General features: G+C 48.4%; 17 protein-coding genes and 1 pseudogene. 15 read left to right on the plus strand and 3 right to left on the minus strand.

Going from position 1 to position 20,710, the window contains the following annotated elements:
- Positions 1-417: a helix-turn-helix domain-containing protein gene (locus LG003_RS05780; RefSeq protein WP_081738155.1), complete on the minus strand. Its 417-nt coding sequence runs from the start codon at positions 415-417 to the stop codon at positions 1-3.
- A gap of 90 nt (positions 418-507) precedes the next feature.
- Between LG003_RS05780 and LG003_RS05785 the strand changes: the two genes are divergently transcribed.
- The 15 genes and pseudogenes from LG003_RS05785 (at position 508) to LG003_RS05855 (ending at position 17,105) form a co-directional block, all read left to right on the plus strand.
- Complete coding sequence (locus LG003_RS05785) at positions 508-696, plus strand: DNA-binding protein (protein WP_036843666.1); 189 nt, start codon at positions 508-510, stop codon at positions 694-696.
- Positions 697-762: 66 nt separating this feature from the next.
- Positions 763-1,071 carry a helix-turn-helix domain-containing protein gene (locus LG003_RS05790; RefSeq protein WP_036843667.1) on the plus strand — a complete coding sequence of 103 codons (309 nt, stop codon included), beginning with the start codon at positions 763-765 and terminating at the stop codon, positions 1,069-1,071.
- A gap of 19 nt (positions 1,072-1,090) precedes the next feature.
- The gene (locus LG003_RS05795) at positions 1,091-2,047 is read left to right on the plus strand and encodes a DUF3102 domain-containing protein (RefSeq protein WP_262980362.1); all 957 of its coding nucleotides are present in this window, start codon (positions 1,091-1,093) and stop codon (positions 2,045-2,047) included.
- 52 nt (positions 2,048-2,099) lie between these two features.
- Entirely contained in the window at positions 2,100-3,884 is a 1,785-nt protein-coding gene (locus LG003_RS05800) for a DDE-type integrase/transposase/recombinase (protein WP_036843670.1), read from the plus strand.
- Positions 3,885-4,122: 238 nt separating this feature from the next.
- Entirely contained in the window at positions 4,123-5,295 is a 1,173-nt protein-coding gene (locus LG003_RS05805) for an ExeA family protein (protein WP_036843671.1), read from the plus strand.
- 461 nt (positions 5,296-5,756) lie between these two features.
- A complete protein-coding gene (locus LG003_RS05810; protein WP_036843673.1) occupies positions 5,757-5,948 on the plus strand; it encodes a hypothetical protein in 192 nt (63 codons plus the stop codon).
- A 98-nt stretch (positions 5,949-6,046) separates the two neighbouring features.
- Positions 6,047-6,475, plus strand: coding sequence for a gp16 family protein (locus LG003_RS05815; RefSeq protein ID WP_036843674.1), 429 nt, complete (start codon positions 6,047-6,049; stop codon positions 6,473-6,475).
- Positions 6,468-6,836: a Mor transcription activator family protein gene (locus tag LG003_RS05820; protein ID WP_036843675.1), complete on the plus strand. Its 369-nt coding sequence runs from the start codon at positions 6,468-6,470 to the stop codon at positions 6,834-6,836. Before LG003_RS05815 ends, LG003_RS05820 begins: the two co-directional genes overlap by 8 nt.
- Positions 6,837-7,050: 214 nt before the next feature.
- A pseudogene (locus LG003_RS05825) lies at positions 7,051-10,143 on the plus strand (ImcF-related family protein); the annotation flags it as partial.
- Positions 10,128-11,702: a type VI secretion system protein TssA gene (gene tssA / locus LG003_RS05830; protein WP_262980363.1), complete on the plus strand. Its 1,575-nt coding sequence runs from the start codon at positions 10,128-10,130 to the stop codon at positions 11,700-11,702. The pseudogene LG003_RS05825 and the gene tssA, both read left to right, overlap by 16 nt.
- 96 nt (positions 11,703-11,798) lie before the next feature.
- Complete coding sequence (gene tssF, locus LG003_RS05835; RefSeq protein WP_262980364.1) at positions 11,799-13,574, plus strand: type VI secretion system baseplate subunit TssF; 1,776 nt, start codon at positions 11,799-11,801, stop codon at positions 13,572-13,574.
- Positions 13,538-14,629, plus strand: coding sequence for a type VI secretion system baseplate subunit TssG (gene tssG, locus LG003_RS05840; protein ID WP_262980365.1), 1,092 nt, complete (start codon positions 13,538-13,540; stop codon positions 14,627-14,629). The genes tssF and tssG overlap by 37 nt, the downstream gene beginning before the upstream one ends.
- A complete protein-coding gene (gene tssJ / locus LG003_RS05845) occupies positions 14,607-15,146 on the plus strand; it encodes a type VI secretion system lipoprotein TssJ (RefSeq protein WP_112878282.1) in 540 nt (179 codons plus the stop codon). The genes tssG and tssJ overlap by 23 nt, the downstream gene beginning before the upstream one ends.
- 4 nt (positions 15,147-15,150) lie before the next feature.
- Positions 15,151-15,591: a type VI secretion system baseplate subunit TssE gene (gene tssE / locus LG003_RS05850; protein WP_112878283.1), complete on the plus strand. Its 441-nt coding sequence runs from the start codon at positions 15,151-15,153 to the stop codon at positions 15,589-15,591.
- A 104-nt stretch (positions 15,592-15,695) separates the two neighbouring features.
- Positions 15,696-17,105 carry a VasL domain-containing protein gene (locus LG003_RS05855; protein WP_262980366.1) on the plus strand — a complete coding sequence of 470 codons (1,410 nt, stop codon included), beginning with the start codon at positions 15,696-15,698 and terminating at the stop codon, positions 17,103-17,105.
- Positions 17,106-17,517: 412 nt separating this feature from the next.
- On the opposite strand, the gene LG003_RS05860 is transcribed toward LG003_RS05855, so the two are convergent.
- Both LG003_RS05860 and LG003_RS05865 read right to left on the minus strand, forming a co-directional pair.
- Entirely contained in the window at positions 17,518-18,291 is a 774-nt protein-coding gene (locus LG003_RS05860) for a ribonuclease T2 family protein (protein ID WP_112878284.1), read from the minus strand.
- A 62-nt stretch (positions 18,292-18,353) separates the two neighbouring features.
- Positions 18,354-20,330: a bifunctional 2',3'-cyclic-nucleotide 2'-phosphodiesterase/3'-nucleotidase gene (locus LG003_RS05865; RefSeq protein ID WP_112878285.1), complete on the minus strand. Its 1,977-nt coding sequence runs from the start codon at positions 20,328-20,330 to the stop codon at positions 18,354-18,356.
- Positions 20,331-20,710 lie beyond the last annotated feature (380 nt).

A 20,710-nucleotide genomic window follows, 5' to 3' on the forward strand; every position in this document is an offset into this window, starting at 1 on the left:
TTAATGATTAACAACCAGTTTTAATACTCTATCAATTCTACTGTCATCGACAGCCGACTCTTTGATTAAAAAGTTATATATTTTTGATGATTGCAGGACGAGTTCATCGGGTGTCCAGCGGCGATTAGCCTGTTGTGCCATCGAATCTAGTTTATGAACAATTTTTCCCAGTAATTCTTCATCTATCTCACTGTTTTTGTAAGCGGTAGAGGCTGACTTTTCAACTTGTCCTGTGATCAGGTACAACACATCAAGACCAGCTTTTGCCCAAAGGCTTATAGCGTCAGCCCCTGGTGCAGATTCATCTTTTTCCCACCTTATCTGTGATTTTCTTGATGCGCCAACCATCTCCGCGAAATCAGACTGACTAAACCCCAATCGCTCACGCTCTTTTTTTAATCTCTCACCAAGAGACATTTTTGTCACCAAAACCCTTTACAAGTCCCATTAATGGGACAATAATGTCACATATCGTACAAACATCATTGCATTACCGGAGGCCATTGCATGACACCCGATAAAATTAAAAGCCGCTTTCAACAACACGGCATCACTATTACCCAATGGGCACAGGATAACGGGTATTCCCGTGAAGCTGTATACCGAGTTCTTAATGGACAATCCAAAGCTAATTACGGAAAGGCCCATGAAATAGCTGTAAAGCTAGGTCTGAAAACGCCTAGTTTAGGCATTTAAATTTAGCCTAACTATTTTATCACTCTATGTAACAGATTATCACATATTGAAAAGGGAGAATGTGACATGCGCAAAATTAACGTTTCCAGTTCTGGTACGCGCATATTACGAGTTCTTAAGGCTCTACGTGGTCATTCCTTGTCTGGGATGAGTAATGGTGAATTAGCGGAATTACTGGGGGAATCTCCTGCAAATATTAATCGTGCACTAAATACATTAATAGAAGAAGGGCTGGCGCAAAAACTGGGTAGCGGCAGATATGCACCCGGTATGCAATTACTGCAAATAGCACAATCGTTCTCAAATGAAATGGCTAACACCCAAGCCAAAATTACAGAAATGAATCAGCGCGTTTTAGCTGGTAGCAGAAATTAATTAACAAGAGATTCATACAATGGCACGCTCAAAAAATACAACATCAGTAAAACTAGCCGAAGATGTTCAACTTGCTGACGATCTGCAGGTCAATCTCAACGCTATGACAACACACCGCCTGCAAATCATGGAACAGTTTGGAGATGGTCTGCCATATGAACGTGAACGTATCGTTCACGAAACCCGTTTCTATATGGCTCAGAGTGCTGAAGCGATGTTGGAAGCTGGGAAGCGCCTCATTATTCTTAAAGAGAATGAACCTCATGGTGAATTTGTTGACATCGTTAAGGATCAACTCGGTCTGGAACCTCGCATTGCTCAAAAAATGGCACAAGCTGCACTCAAATTTCTTTCACCTGGATTAGAGACAAAAGCGAAAACGTTTTCGCTTTTGGGACGTTCCAAACTGTATGAATTGATGCTTGAAGACGATGATGAACTGTCAGAATTGGCTGAAGGTGGCACTGTAGCAGGTTTGACATTAGATGATATTGATTGCATGTCTGTCCGCGAACTACGTAAGACCCTACGTGATACACGCGCTGATCTGGAAATTTCCCGCCAGACGGTGCAGGAAAAAAAGGAACTTGTTAGTAATTTGATTGAGGAGAAATCTGCAATCCAGCACAAACTTCAGCGCCGAATTAATCATGAAAAACCTGAAGAGGAAGGTGCTGCTTTGACACAAGAGGTTAATTCATTGTCTTTTTCTGTTGATGCCGCTATCACCAATCTTTTCAATGGATTTGAAACGCTTAATGGCCATACCACACGTACTGACATTAGCCATGTTGGGTTTATGGCAGGCGTACTCGATGACCTTGAAGTCAAAATTCGTAACCTGCGTAATCACTTTAATCTACCTGAGTACAGAGAACACAGCATTGTTCCTGATTGGGCTAAAGAAGGTGTGGAGGCAGAAGAGGAAGGATTTAAACGACCAGAATGGATGGATAAGGAAGAGGCACATGAATAAATCTGAATTGAAAAAATGCTTGAAAAGAAACTGACGGAATAAGGGTAATAACATGAATACCACAATAACCGAACGATTAGTTTCTATTGCACAGGCAGCACATAAAGCCGGACATGGCGGTAAAGAGGCAATATATCGGGCGGCTTGTGAAGAGCTGTGTATGTCACGTTCAACGTTGATTAAAAAACTCGGTGAAGTTTTTGGCAAAAAACCACGTAAGAAACGTTCTGATGCAGGCAATAGTGCACTGACACGTGAAGAAGCAACTTTGATTTCAGGGATATTGATGGAGGCCACTCGTAATACAGGGAAACGGTTATATAGCCTCGAACAAGCCGTTAATGATCTGCGTTCAAACGGCCTGATTCATGCAGGCCATATTGATACCGAAACGGGCGAATTTTCTCCGTTATCTATTGACGCTATTAGTCGTGCATTGCGCCAGTACAAACTTCATCCTGAACAGTTGAAAGTGTCTGCACCCAGCCTACAATTAGCTAGCTTGCATCCTAATCATGTATGGGAATTAGACGCCTCAATTTGCGTACTGTATTACCTAAAAAATCCTAATAAAAATAATGGAGTTGACAGTGGATTACGCATGATGCCTGTGGCTGAATTTAATAAAAATAAGCCGAAAAATCTGGCTCGTATTATTAATGATCGTGTCTGGTCGTTTGAATTAACAGATCATACAAGTGGCTGGATATATGTTGAATACTTATTTGGCGGTGAAACCAGTCAGAATTTTACTTCTGTATTAATTAACGCAATGCAAGATCGCGGTGACGCAGATGTATTACACGGTGTACCCCAAATTTTATTTACTGACCCCGGTTCAGCTTTGACAGCACCTACACTACGTAACTTGTGCAAAGCTCTAGGCATTCAAATGATACAACACAAGGCCCGTAACGCCCGTGCTACAGGCTCTGTTGAAAAAGCGCGTGACATCATTGAACGCAATTTCGAGTCCGGTTTACGTTTTCGACAGGTTGATGATATTGATGAGCTTAACCGTCTGGCACGGCTATGGCGTATGAAATTTAACCGTAGTGCAATACATAGTCGACATGGACAAACCCGTACAGATTGCTGGTTAAAAATCACAGCAGAACAGTTAGTAAAAGCACCTGCCATTAACGTTTGTCGTGAACTGGCAATTGGCGCACCAGAAAGCCGTAAAGTACAGGCAACCTTGCGAGTATCTTTCAGGGGACGTGAGTATGACGTCAGTACCGTTCCTAGCGTGAGTGTTGGTGATTCAATCATGATCACCCGCAATCCTTGGCGTGACGAAGAGGCACAGGTAGTCATTACTGGTGAAGATGGCTTTGATGTTTTCCATCTTGTTAATGAAGTCACTAAAGATGAGTACGGTTTTGCCATCGGCGCACCTGTAATTGGTCGTGAATTCCAGGCCATTCCTCAAACAATTGCACAACGTAATTTAGCCGAAATTGAACAGAAAATCATGGGGACAAACAGCACGGCTGAAACTGAAATAGCGCGTAAATTGAAAACACTCCCCCTCAATGGTCGGTTTGATCCATATTTGGATATTGAACATAATGATGCACCAACGTATATGCCAAAACGTGGACAAGCTTCTACAGTACATAGTCCACGTATTGAACAGCTTATGAACCCCGTTGATGTTGTCAAAATTTTACGTGAACGGTTCCAATCACATGGCAAAACATGGTGTGGTGAGTTTTATCAGCAAATAGTTAAACGCTTTCCTAATGGTGTTCCAACAGATCAAATTGATGAGTTGGTTGATGAATTCATGGGGCAATCAGCAATTGTTGCACGCAGTATTATCAACGGTAATTAGTTTTTCATTGTGTATATTTAAGGAAAAGAAAATGGCGATTAAAGTTCATAATCCACTACCTTCATTGGAAACTCAAATTACAACTAAGGTTTATTTATAAAAGTGATACAATTTTTTTCGTGAAATTCATTATAACGTAAGAAATATACAGGATATTTGGCCAGGGAATGATGTTGCTATCTCTTATTATCAATGGCATATGCAAAAATAAAGGTAGCCGCTTAACGGGGGGATTATTATGCTGGTGTTTAAACAGCAGTTACAGACACATCAGTTAACGCAAAGTGCAGCAGCAAGTGCTGCGGGAATTTCAGCGGCGGCGTTGGCTCAAATTGTTAATCACAATATATGGCCAAGGCAGAACATGGATGCAATTCGTCAACGTATTACTGATTTCTTGGCAAGAAAAGGTATCGATACCGCAAAAAGTTTTGAGGTGGTACAAGCAACCGATAAATTAGATACCTATGCCGATAATAAAAATACAACCTTCATTTCCAAGGATGAAAACATGTTACTAAAAAAACAAGTATTATTTCCAGCTACGAAAAAGCACTTTGGTTTATTTCGTGATCCATTTGAAGATAGTGCAATTCAAAGTGCTGAAGATGTTTTTGTGACTCCAGATAGCCGTTATGTGCGGGAAGCAATGTATCAAACAGCCCGCTATGGTGGTTTTCTGGCAGTATCAGGGGAATCGGGTTCAGGTAAAACGACACTGCGTCGTGATCTTATTGACCGTATTAACAGGGAAAATACCCCCGTTATTGTTATTGAACCCTATGTATTAGCAATGGAAGACAATGATGTAAAAGGTAAGACCTTGAAAGCATCAAACATTGCTGAAGCTATTGTGAATACCTTAGCGCCATTGGAAAACTTGAAACGATCGCCTGAAGCACGCTTCCGCCAGTTGCACAAGATATTGAAAGACAGTTCACGGGCTGGCTATCAGCATGTGTTAATAATAGAAGAAGCACACTCGTTGCCTTTACCAACATTAAAACACCTTAAACGATTCTTTGAACTGGAAGATGGATTTAAAAAACTGTTATCGATCATTTTGATTGGTCAGTCTGAGCTGGAATTAAAGCTATCGGAACGTAATCAAGAGGTTCGTGAAGTAGTACAACGTTGTGAGGTTGTTAATTTGTTTCCTCTTAATGATTATCTAGAAACATTTCTGGATTTTAAATTTGGTCGTGTAGGTATGAATACTAACAAGATCTTAGATAATAGCGCTATTGGTGCTATCCGTGACCGTTTATGTCTTAGTCGGCATAGCGGTAAAGAGACCGTTAGTTTATTATATCCATTAGCTATTGGAAACCTGATTATTGCAGCGATGAATATGGCTGCAATTAATGAGATATCTATGGTTGATGCCAATATTATTCGCAGTGTTAGCTAAAGATATCATTATGAGAAAAAGTTCTACTTAACAATTAATATTGGTAATATTCATATTAAAACTGCCTTATCACAAGTTAAATATGCAAGGCGTATTCGACTAATTTTTGGTTTTATTAATTTCAAGTTGGTTACAACAAGGATGTAACATACCATAACCAGAGAAATAGAAGTCTTGGAAATATTAATACCGACATTTCATTATCGATCTATTTGAAAAAAATTTTCTTTGTTGAGGAAAAGAAGTGGATATATTGGTATTAATAAATACATTCATTAAGTAACAGGTAATTAAATATGGTAAAAATAAAAATTCTGTTTAAAGCTAAATCCGCTTTCTACACCCCGCAATTATGTAAATAAAGCTATTGTAAAAGATATTAATGGAATATCAATTAATTCAGGAAAAGAAAATTTTTCAATTATCCTATTTGGACAGAAAATTAAGTAAGGAACATACTTATGAAAATAACATGTAATCACTGCAAACAACCTGTTGAAAAAATGAATCTAAAACAAGCCAAGGTTATCCAGACTCCTGAGTTTGGTGAGTGGGTTGTTGATTTAATCTTGGTTTGTCCACATTGTAGTCAGCAATACGGTGTATCTGTGGCAACATGGGATTTACAACCACTAGAGACCACTCATGGATAAAACGGTCTTATACCGAAAAGCCAGGTTCAGTAATATCAAGTTAATGCTGACTATTTTGGTTTACTCAATTAGAGAGTACATAGCAGAGGATGAATAAGATGGCAAAACAGAAACTTATTCAGCTTATTCATATTGCACATAGTAATCTAAAACTAGATGAAGATACGTATCGCCAGATGCTACTTTCAGAGACCGGAAAAGCCTCTACGCGGGAAATGGATATCCCGCAGTTAACTCGCGTTTTGGATGCGATGAAAAAGCGCGGTTTTAAGATTAAATCCCCTAAGAAATCCAAAACATCGCGTTCATTAGATTGCCACCCCCACTCAAAGAAGATACGTGCATTGTGGTTGGAAATGGCATCTATAGGTATTGTTCATAATAGTTCTGAACAAGCCTTAGCTCACTGGGTTAAGCGTGAAACAGATATTGATGATTTACAGTGGTTGGATTCAGGCCAAGCCAGCAGCATTATTGAAAAACTGAAGAAGTGGCGGAACCGCGTCACGAGGAAAAAGTATGAATGATGTGAATAACTTTCGTAGCAAAGGTCCTGAACTGCTGGTAGAACTGGCACAGCACACAGCCTGTACGGTCAGTGAAATAATCCATGTTGAGCCTGCGTTAGCTGAACAAATTGGCGAAGCTGTTGCGAACCATATGATGCAGGTTTGGGGCGGTCAAAATGTCTATTTTCCTATGGGCATGGTTTGGAAAGTCAGCCTCCGTGATCGTGAGATTTTCAACGAGTTTAACGGTAAAAATCATCATGATCTGGCTCGCAAGTTTGGTGTTTCTATTCAATGGATTTACAGCGTAGTGAAGCGTATTCGAAAGGAGGAACTAGATCGCCTACAAGGTAAGTTATTCGATAACGAATCTGAATAGGCAGGTCAAACTGATTGAGCTTAGTAAAATTAGATGGCAGACTAAGCATGATTCTCGTTCGGTCTGCCTTTCAAATACTGAAAAGGATTTACAATTGAATCTCCATAACTTCCCACTTAGTCCAGTTTTTTCCCATAATTATCTTTCAGTTCCCTGTCAAATATCTTACTTATGATCACTTTTGCCCGTCAGCAAACCGTATAATTATGGTGATTTAGGCGATCGTCTGCACCGTCGTTATGGCCTGTTCTGGTGGTATAAAGTCCGTATCTTGTTGTTGGTGGGCGAACCTGAACAGGTGGAAGCCATCGCACCGGGGCTGACGACGCAACACTGGCTGGAGGGCCATCGTACGCTCCTGCTGTGGGGCGGCAGTTTGCAAACTGAACCCGATGCCGCGCAACTGGCGGCCCTGCGTCGCTTGCGCCGTTTCCGTCCGCTTAATGGTATCGTCTGGGCGCTGACCGAACAACAAAGCGCGCAGCCGGTCTGGATGGATAAGGCATTGCGGATGTTGCAGAATCAGGCCCAACAGTTGCACTGGCAGGCGCCTGTCTATTTGTGGCAGGTGTGTCACAGTCTCTGGTCACAGGAAGGGCGGGTGACTCAAGCGGTGGGGTGCTTTTTGCCTGAACGCTGTACCCCCGAGATTGTGGAGACCCAACTGCACCAGTTGATTGACCCGATACGCAAGCGGGGGATGCAGCAACTGTTGCCCGATAATGCCCATGATTTTTTATATCGGCTGGCCTCCACGCTGGAGAAAACAGGCATTGACCACTGGCGCAAGGTGTTGACGCCGTGGCTGGCGGAGTACGCTCAGGTCGTGTCGTTGCGTGGCCTGATGTTCAGTCTGCCGCTGGAAGCGACCCTGGATGCAGGACCGCAAAGTTGGTTGCCCGATACCGCCTGGCAGGGGGTATTAGCTGACAGTCGGCACCGGCATGGCAGACGGGTCGGATGGATCCAGAAGCGCAACGTTTATCACGGCCTGATGGCCCTGGCCTTATTGTGGGGCGCGGGCAGTGTGCTTTCTTTTTTTACCAACCGCGACCAGATAGCGGGGGTCAACGCGGCGGTGACTGATTTGCAAGCCCGTCCTGAGGCGTCCGATGCCCAGTTGATGGCGTTTAAGGCGCTGCGTAATGAAATGGGCCGGTTGCAGTACCGGGCCGAACATGGGGCACCCTGGTATCAGCGTTTCGGTTTGAATCAAAATCAGCCGCTGTTGACGGCGGTGTTGCCGTACTACACCCAAATGAATAACCGGCTGATACGGGATAAGGCGGCGGCGATACTGCGCCAAAAACTGAGCGCGCTGGTGAATCTGCCCCCGGGCAGCCCGCAACGGGTCCGCCGGGCGAAAGCCGCGCACAACCAACTCAAAGCGTATCTGATGATGGCCTACCCACAGAAAGCGGAGGCCGCGTTTTTAACCCGCGTCCTGAGTGAAAATGAGCCGGCCCGGGCCGGTATTGCCCCCGGTGTCTGGTTGAGTGCGGCCCCGGATTTGTGGGATTTTTATGCGGAGAATCTGCCCGCCCATCCGGAATGGCGGATTACGCCGGACACGGCGTTGGTCAGTCAGGCGCGCCGGATATTGCTGGCGCAGATGGGGCGGCACAATGCGGAAGCCACGCTCTACCAGCAGATGCTGCAATCGGTGGAGAAGGATTATGCCGACCTGACCTTAAGGCAAATGACCGGCGACACTGAGGCGGAACGGTTGTTTACCACGACACGCGTGGTGCCGGGAATGTTTACCCGTCAGGCGTGGGAAGGGCAGATACAGAAAGCGATTGATAACGCGGTAGCTTCACGTAAGGAAGCGATTGACTGGGTGTTGAGTGATAACCATCAGGCCGTCCCGGCAGCCGTCTCACCGGCCGAGCTGAAAGCCCGCCTGACCGCGCGTTACTTTACCGATTTTGCCGGGGCCTGGCAGGATTTTCTCAACAGCCTGCGCTGGAATAAAGCGCGTAATCTGGCCGGGGTGACAGACCAGTTAACCCTGATGGCGGACGGGCGCCAGTCCCCGCTGATAGCGTTGATGAACACGGTGGCGTATCAGGGACAAACCGGCCAGCAGGGGCCGGCGTTATCGGATGCATGGGTGAAATCCGCGAAGACGTTGCTGAATAAAACGGCGGTGCCGGTGATTAACCAACAGGCTGGCGAAGTAAACGGACCGATGGACAGCACTTTCGGTCCGTTACTGGCGCTGATGGGGAAAAACAATCCACAAAGTGTGATGACCGCGGACAGCAACCTCAACTTACAAACCTTCCTGACCAGAGTTACTCAGGTGCGGCTGAAACTGCAACAGATAAACACCAGTGATGATCCCTCAGAGAGGGCGGGGAGGCTGGCGCAGACGGTGTTTCAGGGCAAAAGCACCGACCTGACGGAGACCCAGGGTTACGGCAATCTGATGGCGGCCAGTTTGGGTGACCAATGGCGCGGTTTTGGTCAGACGATGTTCGTACAGCCGTTAAATCAGGCATGGCAGGGAATACTGAAACCGGCAGCGGCAAGTTTAAATGAACAGTGGCAGACAGCAATAGTGGCTAACTGGAATACCGCCTTTGCCGGTCGCTACCCGTTTGCCGGTGGGCAGAGTGACATTTCATTGCCGATGCTGGGGCAGTTTATCCGCCCGGACACCGGGCGCATTGAGCAGTTTTTGACGCGCCAGTTAGGCGGCGTATTGCATAAAGACGGCAACCGTTGGGTGCCGGATAAAGTGAACGGTCAGGGGTTGCAGGTTAACCCGCGTTTCCTGAAAGCGGTGAATCAGCTCAGTCAGTTATCGGATGTGCTGTTTGCGGACGGCAGTCAGGGACTGCGGTTTGAACTGCGCGCGCGAGCGGCGCGGGATGTGGTGGAAACCGACCTGACGATAGACGGGCAGAAATTGCGTTACTTCAACCAGATGGAAAGCTGGCAGCGTTTTCGCTGGCCGGGAGAGACGTATAAACCGGGGGTGATGCTGACCTGGACCAGTGTCAATGCCGGGGCGAGGCTGTTCGGTGATTATCCGGGAACCTGGGGACTCATTCGCTGGCTGGCGCAGGCGAAAGCGGAAAAGTGGGATGAAAGCCGTTACTGGCTGACATTCACTATGCCGGACGGTTTACCGGTGACCTGGATATTACGTACGGAAATGGGCAGCGGGCCGCTGGCGTTGCTGAAACTGCGGGGATTTACGTTGCCGAAGGAGATTTTTGACACGACACCGGGTGATGACCCGGTCATCTCACTGGTCGATGACGATGACCTGACGGAGGGATCATGTTGCAACGATTGATAACAACCTGTCTGGGTGAGCGTGATGTGTTGACCCTCGCCCGAGAGCAGACCGAACGGTGGACGACGTGGTTGTTGCCCATTAGCGCAGAAGCGCCGACCGGGGAGGATCCAGTTCATCACGATGATTTTCAGCGCATGCGTGAGGAGGTCAATAAACTCAGTGGCATTGATACGGCCCTTATCTGTCAATTGGCGGAAAAACTGCTGATGACCTACTGCAAAGATGTTCGCGTGGCGACCTATTACGTCTGGGCGCGTCTGCATCAGGAGGGTGAAAACGGTCTGGCTGAGGGGTTGACGTTGTTAGCCGCGCTGGCGGACCGTTTTGGCGAAACCTTGCTACCCCATCGGGCAGGCAGCCGTCAGGCTGCGCTGGTATGGCTGACCGGGGGCAAAATTCAGGCCAGTTTATCCCGCTACCCGGAAGTGAATCGCGCCGATTTTGAACGCGTGCTGGCCGCGCTGGCGTTACTGGAACACGTGTTTGCCGACTGGGACGCGGCGGCTCGTCCCACCCTCGCCGGGCTGGCGGGCCCCCTGGAAACCCGTCTGGCCCAATCGGGCGGTGTTGACGCCGTGGTGCCGCAAACTATCGCACAGACCGCGTCGGCGAACGGTGACGGGCCGTCACCCGTCGTGCGGCCCGTGCAGTCCGGGCGTGATTTGCTGGAACAGGCGCGTGAACTGGCGCGTTATCTGCATGATCAACCGCACGGGTGGTTATCCAGTCACCGCCTGATGAAAAATCTGCGCTGGGATACCGTCCATCAGTTACCGCCGCAGGATACCACCGGACTGACCCGTTTGGTGCCGCCTCGTACGGAATACCGGGCGCAGTTGAAACGGCTCTACCGGCAACAAAGTTGGCATGAGTTGTTGGCGCAGGTCGACCGGATGTTTGCGGAAGGGGTTAACCACTTTTGGCTCGATTTACAGTGGTATCTCTGTCAGGCATTAAGCAAATTGGACCATCCTGATGAAAGTTGGGCGGATATTGTGAAACAGGATCTGAGCATCCTGCTTGGGCGCCTGCCGGGGCTGGAGAATTTGGCCTATAACGACGGAACACCGTTTGCCGATGAGGTGACCGGTCAGTGGATAGCGCGGGACGTGATGGCGGCCCAGGACCACGGGTTACCGGACGCCCCGCCGGCACAGGGTGAGAATGACATCCTGGCGCTGGAAGCGGAGGCGTTACAACTGGCGGACAGTGAAGGTATTGAGGCCGCGTTGCGTTGGCTGGGGCAATTGCCGGGGATCATGGGGGTGCGTCCCCGCTGGCTCCAGCGCTTGTTGATGGCGCGGGTGGCGGAGCAGTACGGCAAAAATGAGATGGCGTTGCATCTGCTTACGGAGCTGGACGCCGGCGAACCGTTGGGTCTGAGTGAGTGGGAACCGGTGCTAATGTTTGAGGTGAAAGCCCGGCAACTTAAGTTGCTGCGGATGAAAGCCCAACGCAGTGAACAAGATAAGGTGCTGACGGCACAACGCAGGGAGACATTGCTGGCCGGACTTGTGGCGATTGATCCGGTCAGGGCGGCGGTGTTGTGTGGCTGATGGCCCTAGAATACGGCATGACAATCTTATCCCTGTTCGACCCGTTTTAACCTCCCCAATGTATTTATTCTGAACTGTTTATTTGAGGACAATCCGATGGATGATTTAATCCTGCGCTATTACGAGGCAGAAATGCGCTACCTGCGTGAAGCGGGCAACGAGTTTGCCAAAGCCTATCCTGACCGGGCGGCTCTGCTCAATCTGGACAGAGTCGGCACCCGTGACCCCTATGTGGAGCGTTTGTTTGAAGGCTTTGCCTTTCTGATGGGCCGCCTGCGCGAGAAGCTGGATGATGACTTACCGGAGTTGACGGAAGGGCTGGTCAGTTTGCTGTGGCCGCATTACCTGCGCACCATCCCTTCCCTGTCCATTGTGGAACTGGGCGCGGATTGGGCACAGTTGAAACAGCTGAAAAATCCGGTGCAGGTGAAAAAAGGCTTTGAGGTACTTTCGCAGCCGATCGGCCCGCAACAGACCCGGTGCCGCTATACCACCACTCAGGCGGTTCAGTTGCTGCCGCTGGCGCTGACTGACGCTTCGCTTAAATCTGAACCGGATGGCCGGGCTGTCATTCGCCTGCGTTTTGATTGTGGCACTCAGGTGGACTGGCGCCAGGTTGATTTGAGTCGTTTGCCGCTGTACCTGAGTGCGGACAGCCCGCTGGCCTGTGCGTTACATCGGGCATTGACGCTTCAGACGCAACAGCTGTATCTGCGTCTGCCCGGTCAGCCCGACCGCCAGCCGTTTGACGGGGGATTCTCCCCGTTGGGATTTGGCGATGAGGAAAGGCTGTGGCCGAAAGGGGACAGTGCGTTCAGTGGCTATCAGCTGCTGCTGGAGTATTTTACCTTCCGTGAGAAATTCATGTTTGTCGCGTTGTGCGGGCTGGAACAGCTGACTATACCCGACAGGACGCCGTGGTTTGAACTGGATGCGGTGTTGGGTGAAAGCTGGCCTCAGGAGTGGCCGTTTTCTGCGGCGCATATCCGTTTGCACTGTGTGCCGGTGATTAACCTGTTCCCGCTGGAATCCGATCCGTTGCCGCTGTCACCGTTGAAAACAGAGTATTTGCTGCGCCCGATGCGCCTTCAAGACGGGCATACCGAGATTTATTCGGTGGATGCGGTAGTCTCCTCGAAACGCAGTGATCACCAGTCGTATGTGCCCTTCAGTAGTTTTCGCCACAAAGGCGGTATGCTGCGCCATGACGCACCGGCGCGTTACTACCATACCCGGGTAAAACAGGGGCCGTCGGGTTTGTACGACACCTGGCTTATTCTGGGCGGGGAGGAGATTGATAATAATGAAGGATCGCGTGAAGCAGAAAATCTGTCACTCACGATAACCGGTACTAATGGGCAACTGCCTCGTCGGGCATTGCAGGAGACGCTGCTGGATACGGTGGTGTCTCCCCCGTTGGCGGAACTGACCGTGCGTAATCTGTGTGAACCGACATTGCCGTGTTATCCGCCAAACCGGGATCGCTTTCACTGGCGGGTGCTCAGTCATCTCGGCTCCAATTTCCTCAGTTTGATGGATAACCCGGAAGTGTTGCGCGGCACGCTGGCCCTGTATGACTGGACCGATGACGAGATGAACTATCGCCGTCTGACGGCCATTGTGGCGGTGAAACATGCGCTTATCGAGCGGTTTGAGCAGGGGTGCCTGCAACGGGGCGTGCATATTGAAGTCACGCTGGACAGCAACGGCTTTACCGGGACCGGGGATATCTGTCTGTTCGGTGAAATGCTCAGTCGCTTTTTTGCCTTGTACACCGATATCCATCTGTTCAACCGGCTGACGCTGGTCTTACAACCCACAGGAGAACGCTTGTCATGGCAAGAGAAGCACAGTCAGTGTATTCCCGGTTAATGTCCGGACTAAAGGACGATATTTCGACGCTCAATTTCTATCAGTTCTGTCAGGCCGTTGAGCGCACGGTCCCGGATCGGCACCCCCTGGGCAGTACGGATAATCCCGCCGATGATGTGATACGTTTCCGGCCCCATCCGGGGATGGGGTTCCCGGCCAGTGCACTGAAAGCGATGGAAACTGACTGCGAATACCCGGATCGCCCCCCGACAGTCAGAACCACGTTTATGGGGCTGTACGGCGTGGATTCCCCGTTGCCGACCGCTTACCTGAACGATATCGCGCAGCACCGGGAAGGGCATGAAGCGGTGGAAGCCTTTCTGGATATGTTTAACCACCGGATACTGACCCAATATTACCGTATCTGGCGTAAATATTCCTACCCGGCGACGTTTGCCTCTGGGGGAAGTGACCCAACATCGCAGTGTTTACTGGGACTCATTGGCTTAGGCATCCCGGGCAGTCAGCAGCAGATTGCCACGCCGGTGTCCCGTTTTCTGGCGTTGCTCAGTGTGATGCGCCTGCCGACTCGGACGGCGGAAGGGGTAGCGGCGCTGGTGATGTTGCTGGCGCCGCAGACCCGTGTCGTAGTGACACCCGCCTGCCCACGGCAGATTCATCTGCGGCAACCGGCCGGTTTTTCAGACTCGCAGCCGATTTCCCTGTCGCAACGTACCGTGCTGGGCAGAGTCGGCACGGATATCAACAGCCAGTTATTGCTGGCGTTGCACACGGATTGCCCGGAGGAAGCGCGAGGCTGGCTGCCGGGCGGGCAGTTACACACCGATTTGTTGACGTTGCTACGCGTTTATCTGGGTTGGCGGTACCGGGCCCGGCTGCAATTGACCCTTCAAACCCGAATATTACCGGTGCCGGTGCTGGGCAGCGATAAGCCTGTTCAGCTGGGGCTGACCGGGGTGCTGGGGTTGCAGGCTGAAAAAAATCAGGCAGCAATCCCGGACAAGATAACGGTGAGTCTGGGAGATTATCAGGGAATATCGCCGGACAACCATCAAAACACAGGAGGACACCATGTTCACTACCGCTTTTTATAAAACGGTGCCGATGATAGCGGCAATCACCTTACTGCTGACCGGCTGCGGGCTGACGCAGACGGTAGCCGATGGCACGGTATCCGCCACACAGTCCCTTTTTCATCGACAAGTGAAAACAGTGCGGCTGGATTTTACGCCCCGGGCAGCGGTCAACACGGATAGCGGGGAAAGTGTTGCCCTGTCCGTCCCTGCGCTGGTCCGGGTTTATCAGTTGCGGGACAACCAGGCGCTGGAAAAAGCGGATTATGCGGATTTGCTGGAGAACGGCGACCGTATACTCGCTGCCGATTGTCTGGCGAGCCGGGAGGTGGTGGTCAAACCGGGTAGTCATGCTTCACTCAATATGCCGATGGCGGCGCAGGCGAAATATGTCGCGGTGGTGGGTCTGTTCAGAAATCCCGATTTAGCCGGGGCGACCTGGCGCCTAATCATCAGACGCCAGGCGCTGTCACCGGATAAGCCGCGTACCATTGAGTTGAATGGCGGCAGCCTGACTCTGTTGCCTGAAAAGGAGTAAGTTGATGAAAAAGAAAACCAACAAGCCTTCCCTGTATGAATGCCTGTTCGGCAACGTTCGCGGCGGGTTGGATTTGCATCAGATCAGTGAGGAAAATCAGGTGATTTTGTCGGTACTGGATAATATGCAGTGTATCCTCAATGGCCGGGCGGGTTCGCTGAGCCATCTGCCGGATTATGGCCTGCCTGATCTCAGCACTATCCTGCAAGGGTTGCCTGAATCGTCACAACGCTTGATCGCGACGATTGAACACACGCTGCTGACTTATGAGCCCCGCCTGAAGCAGGTCAGTGTGACGTTATTGCCGGAGATTGAACCGACGCATTTGCGTTATGACATCAACGCCGAACTGAAAGAGGTGGGGCGGGTGCGTTTTAGCACGGAATTTGTCCCGGAAGGGAAAGTGTTGGTCCGCCATCTGCGCCAACCAGGGCGGATGGATTAATCTGCGGTGGGGCTACCTTGCCTGCCGCCGCTTTCTGTTATCGGAACGGGCCGGAGTGCCGCCCGGACTGTTGAATGCGTTGATGTTGTCCCGCTGCGTTAATCATGCTGATTTCAGCAACAAATCTGGGTGAAAATAAAGTGATGACTGAAAATATTGTCTATACCGGGGATGATCCCCGTATGCAGCCTGAATTCCGCGCGCTGAAAGACGAAATGAGCAAACTGAGCCATCCGGCACGGCCCGACATTGACTGGGCTAAAGTTGAACAGCTTTGTTTGACACTGTTTCAGGTTAACGGTGTAGAACTGCAAAGTGCCGCCTGGTACACATTGGCCCGGGCACAACGGGCCGGATTTGCGGGTATTCATGAAGGGTTGGCCCTGATTGAGGGGTTAGTGGCTCATCAATGGTCGCAATTCTGGCCGCAATCTACACGTGTACGGGTTGAGATATTGGCCTGGCTGGTCGCACGGTTACAACAGCTGTTACGTACCTCGGTTTTCTCCTATATTGACCTGCCGCTGATTTACCCGGTGGAAAAGGTTCTTGAACATCTGTGTGAAGTGCTTCAACGTATGGAACTGAAATATGTAAGTCAACTCGACAGCCTCCGCGTGTGGCTTCACAACAGCGCTCAACGCTTAGAGCGGCTGAAACCGGAAACGGGGATGATGCCTGTTATCTCGGTCTCCTCCGTACAACCAAGGGGGAATGCTATTTTGACGCCCACAGCCCCCCTCCGGCCGCAACTGATATATGTCGTGCGTGAAACGGTTTCTGGTGTCCCCCCTCAGGGCAATGGGGTCCGGGCTTTACCTGTGTCCCTCGGGAAAGTCTGGCACGGTTTTGTCGCGGGTGTCGCGTTGTGCGCGCTGGCAGTGGCCGGTGTTTGGTGGGTGAAAGGGATGCGACAAGCGCCGCCGCTGGCGCAGGCATTGCAAGTGACCACGCAGCCTTTGCCGCGGACCTTACTCCCAGCGCAACTTGCTGAGTTGCGCCACCCGGACAACGCCGTGCTGCTGAATCAGTTGCAGGAGAAAACGCTGGCGGCCAGTCGGTCGCAACTGGCAAGTTTGGATACCTTGCCTGTGTTGTGGCGATTAACGTATGGGACGCAGCTATTACACCAACTGCAAACATTATGGCCGGCCAGCCAAACGGTGCAAGAGATGGAGAAACAGTGGCAACAGCAACGTGAAGCCACAGCGTTACCTGTCTCTGAACTGGAAAATTACCACCTGGCTCAATCGCGTCTGCAACGATTAGCGGCCCGCCTTGATGAGCTGGATGAAAGACGCGGTCGTTATCTCACGGGGTCTGAATTGAAATCGATGGTATTTGGCATTCAGCAACCGTTGGCGAGCACACCGCCATTGGAAGAATTATTGCGCCAACTGGCCGAACAACAAAAAAGCGGCACGGTCTCCCCGGCACTGTGTCAGCAAATTAACACCCGTTTCAATCAATTACTCAATCGTTATGCACTGCTCATGCAGCCTGCTATCCATTAATCAATTCACTGTAAGGATTTTGTTATCTATGAACAATGTTGTTGACGCTTTCTCTCACCTGGATGCAAAGGAATATGCCTTGGTGTGTCAAATCTGGCAGCGTGAACCGGTGTTGCGTGAATTGGTCGCGGAACTCGATAAATAGATACTTCTCGAACCCCGATACAGTGCTCTGTTTAATACCGACCCGATCAGTCGTTTCTCGCTGAGTCAATTTGCTTTTTTTGCGGGTCTCCCTCATTGCGAGTGCGAGTATCTCTGGTGATGTGATCTTCATAATTACCCCTATAACAGATAAATACAAAATATCCCCTGAAAGGGATATATCGACGATTAAGAGAAGGCAAACCTGACCCACGTTACCGCAGGTCAGGCACATCACTGTGATTTTCCTTTATAGAAAGGAGAACCATCACAACTCACGCTTTGGACAATCAATCACGTCGAAATTTTTGCTGTAACAAACGTAAAATTCATCACGATTGATCTGAATGGCTTTTCCCTTCAATGATGGGTTATTTTTCTGGAGGAACTTAATTAACTGTTTATTAGATGGACGATCATTAGGCAATACCAATCCATCAAACAGTTCTTGCTGTTTACTGAAAAATTGATCTGGCGTTGTAAACGCACAAACACCATGTTTTTCCCACTCACCTTGTAACAAATCTGCCCCTGGAGAAGCGCATAGATAAGGTTTAATCACCTGATAATCCAGTGGTGGCAAATCCCCTTTGCAAAGACGTGGATGTTTTCTGACATCAGACCAATCACGGCACTGTGCCATTGATTTACTATCACAGGTTTGCGCCCACAAGCCGTGAATTACCCAACTAAATTTGTTTTCGGAGAAACATTGCAATTCAAACTTTTCATATTCACGCTGCGCTTCAGCAAATTTATTACTATTTTTCAGGCGCTCAATATTCTTTGCTTTGCTCTTACAAAATGCTGGAGAATAACTAATAGACAGTTTGAAATAATCTGTCGATGCGATTGCGTTCTGACCATAACGGTCACCTTTAGCAACATAATCATAATCTTTCGGCGGAGTAGCAGGTAAGATACAAGACGCCCCCTCTTCCAATGTTGATAGAGACTCCAACGAGTCAGTCACTTCTGGTTGCTTCACACAACCCACAATCAGTAAAACGAATATTGCTGATAATAAATTAAAAAAACGCATCTTAATTCCTTTATGGGAAATTATTTCCCTGTTGATGGTAAACAAACAAAAACCTGCCAAAATTAAGGCAGGCGACTATTAAAATTATTTTTTTCAGTCAGATCAATTTGATACACAGCAAAACCGATCTCATCATTTTCCAAATATTTCACGGGATATTGAGAAAATGCTTTGATGAATTTCGCCGCTTTCTCACTTGGAGACGTTTCGAAACGGATATCCAATTTCTTGTCAGTTTTGATTGGCATAATCGACCAGTTATTCTCTGCTTTAGTCGCTACTATCCCTTTCTGTTTAGACATTTTGGCAATGTAAGCAGCCAAAATAGCGCGGTTCTCATCCGGTGAAGCGAATGCAATGTGATCTTCGCCTGTGCCGGCAAATTTACCACCATAGGCGCGGTAGTTATTGGTAGCAATGAGAAATTTAGCGTGAGGATCGATCGGTTTACCTTGGTAAGTCAGCTCTTTGATACGATTTGCTCCTTGATTGATGATCTGGCAATCAACGTCGTATTTAGCGGGCTGAGTCAGATCAATCTTATAATTCACGCCACTTATCATGTCGAAGTTATAAGTACGGAAACCGCTCCAATTCAACAGATACTGAGGCTGAGTTGAATTTGGATCAATCTGGTTATACATGCCGGCCGAACACTCCAACCATTCAATCACATCAGCACCCGTGACCTTCACAACAGCCAGTGTATTGGAATAGAGATACAAATCTGCTGCGTTACGAAAGGTTAAATCACCTTTTTCAACTTCAATAAACTCTGAAGGTGCATTTTTACGCCCGCCAACTTTGAATGGGGCCGCAGCGGCCAGAACAGGAATATCTGCTAAATCGGGATCACCTTGAATAAAACGCCGCGTGTAATCGGCTTGTGCATCATTCACAATCTGCACTGTCGGGTCGCTTTGAATCAAAGCCAAATAGCTATACATATTGGCAGACGCTTTGCCAATCAATTTACCGACAAAACCCCGCGTCCCCTGATGAGCTTGCCCGATAATTTTTGCCAACTCACTATCACACTCAACCAGTGCCTTTTTATTCACTTTGTCATAAATCGGGCGCGCTTCCGCTTTTGCTTCCGTCACTTTCCATGCCCCACCCCCGTTGTCGATAACCATATCAACAACACCTAAATGATCACCCCATTGGCCGGGCATAACAGCCGGAATACCATTAACCGTACCTTTAGCAACATCAACGCCTTTAATGTCTGCAAATTCTTTACTTGGAAACACACCGTGTGAGTGACCAAACATAATCGCATCAATACCTTTAACTTCACTCAAGTAATAAACCGAGTTCTCAGCCATTGCCTTATAAGGCTCCTTGGAAAAGCCGGAGTGAGGAATAGCAATAATCAAATCTGCCCCCGCTTTTTTCATTTGAGGAACAAATTTTTTCGCGGTTTCAGTGATATCATTAACGACAACTTTCTCATCCAGATTGACCTTATCCCAGATAACAATTTGTGGCGGTACAAAACCGATATAGCCAATCTTGATGGTATGATTCTTACCCTCCCGGTCTTTTACCGGCGTATCAACAATAATATAGGGGGTGAAATAGTTCTTACCGGTTTTCGCATCCATGATGTTGGCATTGATATAAGGGAACTTCGCACCGGCAATGGCTTTTTTCAGATAATCCAAACCAAAGTTAAACTCGTGGTTACCAAAGTTACCCACGGTATAACCCATTGTATTCATTAACTGATGTGCTGGATGAGATTCCCCTTTTTTAAGGCCTTTTGCGGCCACGTAATCAGCCAGTGGGCTACCTTGAATCAAATCACCGTTATCGACCAGAATGGAGTTAGAGGCTTCTGCTTTGGCTGCTTTAATTAAACTCGCTGTGCGTATCAAACCAAATTGTTCTGTAGGTTTATCCTTAAAGTAATCAAAATCAATCAGGTTACTGTGAACATCAGATGTTTCCATTACCCGCAAATCAACTGTTTCAGCATGGACATTACATGCGACCAATAAGGTTAATGTGGAGACTTTCAACACATTGTTAACCATTTCACACCTCTTTTTTAGGTAGTTTAGGAGGACTCAAAATCAGCTCTCCTTTAACTGTCAACTTACAAGTACAGATGAGCGTCGATTTCCACAATCATCTGTTTTTTATTTTCATAAGCTGGATTGTCGCTGTGCGCATCATCATATGCCGTTTCAACGAACAAACTCAGGCTATTGTACTGAGAAATTGCAAAACGTTTATCTCAACCAACAAGATAAATCTGTTTTTTTATAGTTAGGGTATCTGCATTTTTATCACGCAAAAGAGTCACTCACAGACATACCACTTTGCCAAGATCTCACTCCTCCTATGACACTAACACAGTAAAATCTGCCCTCTAGCCACCTTTAACACGGTTTAATTTAAGTTAAGTAAGAAT

Source organism: Photorhabdus kleinii (assembly GCF_025384885.1).
GTDB classification, from domain to species: Bacteria; Pseudomonadota; Gammaproteobacteria; order Enterobacterales; family Enterobacteriaceae; genus Photorhabdus; species Photorhabdus kayaii.

What these genes read in the sequence shown, in the direction of transcription:
- LG003_RS05795 (WP_262980362.1), top strand. Translation starts at nt 1,091, where the DNA reads ATGGCACGCTCAAAAAATACAACATCAGTAAAACTAGCCGAAGATGTT.
- LG003_RS05780 (WP_081738155.1), bottom strand. Translation starts at nt 417, where the DNA reads ATGTCTCTTGGTGAGAGATTAAAAAAAGAGCGTGAGCGATTGGGGTTT.
- LG003_RS05860 (WP_112878284.1), bottom strand. Translation starts at nt 18,291, where the DNA reads ATGCGTTTTTTTAATTTATTATCAGCAATATTCGTTTTACTGATTGTG.
- LG003_RS05790 (WP_036843667.1), top strand. Translation starts at nt 763, where the DNA reads ATGCGCAAAATTAACGTTTCCAGTTCTGGTACGCGCATATTACGAGTT.
- tssE (WP_112878283.1), top strand. Translation starts at nt 15,151, where the DNA reads ATGAAAAAGAAAACCAACAAGCCTTCCCTGTATGAATGCCTGTTCGGC.
- LG003_RS05820 (WP_036843675.1), top strand. Translation starts at nt 6,468, where the DNA reads ATGAATGATGTGAATAACTTTCGTAGCAAAGGTCCTGAACTGCTGGTA.
- tssJ (WP_112878282.1), top strand. Translation starts at nt 14,607, where the DNA reads ATGTTCACTACCGCTTTTTATAAAACGGTGCCGATGATAGCGGCAATC.
- LG003_RS05815 (WP_036843674.1), top strand. Translation starts at nt 6,047, where the DNA reads ATGGCAAAACAGAAACTTATTCAGCTTATTCATATTGCACATAGTAAT.
- LG003_RS05810 (WP_036843673.1), top strand. Translation starts at nt 5,757, where the DNA reads ATGAAAATAACATGTAATCACTGCAAACAACCTGTTGAAAAAATGAAT.
- tssG (WP_262980365.1), top strand. Translation starts at nt 13,538, where the DNA reads ATGGCAAGAGAAGCACAGTCAGTGTATTCCCGGTTAATGTCCGGACTA.
- LG003_RS05785 (WP_036843666.1), top strand. Translation starts at nt 508, where the DNA reads ATGACACCCGATAAAATTAAAAGCCGCTTTCAACAACACGGCATCACT.
- tssF (WP_262980364.1), top strand. Translation starts at nt 11,799, where the DNA reads ATGGATGATTTAATCCTGCGCTATTACGAGGCAGAAATGCGCTACCTG.
- LG003_RS05865 (WP_112878285.1), bottom strand. Translation starts at nt 20,330, where the DNA reads ATGGTTAACAATGTGTTGAAAGTCTCCACATTAACCTTATTGGTCGCA.
- LG003_RS05855 (WP_262980366.1), top strand. Translation starts at nt 15,696, where the DNA reads ATGCTGATTTCAGCAACAAATCTGGGTGAAAATAAAGTGATGACTGAA.
- LG003_RS05805 (WP_036843671.1), top strand. Translation starts at nt 4,123, where the DNA reads ATGCTGGTGTTTAAACAGCAGTTACAGACACATCAGTTAACGCAAAGT.
- LG003_RS05800 (WP_036843670.1), top strand. Translation starts at nt 2,100, where the DNA reads ATGAATACCACAATAACCGAACGATTAGTTTCTATTGCACAGGCAGCA.
- tssA (WP_262980363.1), top strand. Translation starts at nt 10,128, where the DNA reads ATGTTGCAACGATTGATAACAACCTGTCTGGGTGAGCGTGATGTGTTG.